Annotated in this window: 3 protein-coding genes; 1 reads left to right on the top strand and 2 read right to left on the bottom strand. The window is 77.2% G+C overall.

Annotated features, from left to right (window positions below; translation table 11 throughout):
* The coding region (locus AC0CYZ_RS15305; protein ID WP_472216784.1) for a CsbD family protein at positions 1–140 on the bottom strand (140 nt) is incomplete at its 3' end.
* Between the two features lie 33 nt (positions 141–173).
* On the bottom strand, positions 174–1,205 hold the full coding sequence (locus AC0CYZ_RS15300; RefSeq protein WP_472216782.1) for a DUF3048 domain-containing protein: 1,032 nt from the start codon (positions 1,203–1,205) through the stop codon (positions 174–176).
* 13 nt (positions 1,206–1,218) lie between these two features.
* Between AC0CYZ_RS15300 and AC0CYZ_RS15295 the strand changes: the two genes are divergently transcribed.
* On the top strand, positions 1,219–1,925 hold a 707-nt coding region (locus AC0CYZ_RS15295; protein ID WP_472216780.1), incomplete at its 3' end, for a DUF1707 SHOCT-like domain-containing protein.

Raw genomic sequence — 1,925 nt, 5'->3', positions numbered from 1 at the left:
GCCTGCTTGACGTTGCCCTTGACCTGGTCGCCCTTGCCCTCGGCCTTGAGCTCGTCGTCGTCCTGCACCTTGCCGACGGTCTCCTTCGCCTTGCCCTTGAGCTCGTCGGCCTTGTTGTCGATCTTGTCTCCGGTAGCCATGCCGGGGGAGTACCCCGTGGCGGTGTCCGCTCATCAGGCCCGCACGAGCAACACCCAGACCGGCCCCGGAGCGAACGTCAGTCGCTGTCCGCCGGCCCCGGTGTAGCTCGTGGGATCCCCGGGCGTGGGCCGCGACCAGGTGCCGGCGTAGCGCTTCCCGTCGCGGAACACCTCGACCGGGCCCTGCCCCACGGTCACCGCCGTCGGCGACGGGGCCCCGGCCACGTCGTGGATCGCCGAGGTGCGTACCGGCACGCGCTGCACGACGACCGTCGCGGGCCCGTCCGCGGTCACGGCGGGCGCGCCCCCGAAGGCCACGGTCCAGCGCCCGCCCGCGGCGTGCAGGCCGACCACGGTGCTGCCCACGGTCTCGGTGACGTCCGGCGCGGGGTCGCCGCCCGGCGGCGCGGCGCCGAAGCGGAACCCGACGTCGCGCGGTGCGGCGACGCCCCGGGCGGCCCGGACGAGGGCCGCCGGGTCCCCGTACAGGTTGTGCGGGGCTTCCCCGCGGCCGCGCCGGTAGGCCCCGGCGACCTGGTCGGGGGACACCGGCACGACGGGGCCCGACGCGACCAGGCGGTCCAGCTCCGGGGCGTTGCCGGAGAAGGCGAGCGCGGGCCGGCCGTAGGCGGCGAGCAGGTCGATGTCGGACTCGCGGAAGCTGCGCACGGGACCGACCGAGGGCGGCAGGTGCGAGGCGAACACCGCGAGCAGCCGGGTGACGCCGCCCTCGACCGGCTCCACGTACACCACGTCCGCGTCCGCGATCCCGGTCCACGGCCGCCCCTGCGGGGAGTTGTCGACCTTCACCGCGAGGACGGCCGTCCCGGCACCGCCGGCCTCGCCGGTCAGCGGCGAGACCGCGGCGGCCCGGGCGGGAGCGGCCGCGACGGGTGCGGCCGGCAGGGCCGGCGTCCCGCCGCGGGTGCTCCAGATGACCACGCCGATGATCACCGCGATCACCAGGGCGATCACGAGCGCGATCGCCCGCGTCGCCTCCGAGCCGTCCCCGGCCCCGACCCCGTCCCCCGCCCCGGCGACATCAGCGCGGCGTCGTCGGCGCACCTATGATCGGGGCATGGCCCGCCGGCCCGTGCAGGACGCCCAGTCCCCCGACGAGGACGCGCGCAAGCGCGCCTCCGACGGCGAGCGCGAGGACGTCGCCGGGATGCTGGCACGCGCGATGGTCGCCGGGCGGCTCACGCCGGGGGAGTACAGCGACCGCGTCGCCGTCGCCCAGGCGGCCCGCTACCGCGACCAGCTCGACGGGCTCCTCGCCGACCTGCCCGGCGCGGTGCTGCACTCCTCGCACGGCAACGACGTCCTCGAGCTCGAGGCCGGGCTCGGGGGGTCGATCAGCCGCCGCGGGCTGTGGAAGGTGCCCCCGACGGTGCGGGTGCACAGCTGGGTGGGCGGCGTCCTGCTCGACTTCTCCGAGGCCGAGTGCGACACCGCGGTCGTGGCCGTCGAGCTGGCCACCGGTATGTGCTCGCCGACGGTCGTGCTGCCCGAGGGCGGGACCGCCGACGTCGACGACCTGCGGGTCTCCGCCGGTGCGGTGCGGGACGAGACGGTGCACCGGCGCGAGCGCGGACCGTTGCACGTGTCGGTGCGGGGACGGCACGCGTTCGGCGACGTGGTGCTGCGCCACCCGGTGCGCGGCCGGTGGGAACGGCTGCGCGCCCTGCCCCACGACGCGCCGCGGACCCTGGCCCGGCGGGTGGCCCGGAGCCGCGAGGCGCAGCGCGGCGAGGACCGACCCGCCCGGCGCGAGGGCCTCCGGGG

The sequence above is a fragment of the Actinomycetospora sp. genome (assembly GCF_055612215.1).
Note: the sequence above shows the minus strand (reverse complement) of the source record. Positions and strands in the feature narration are given on the sequence as shown.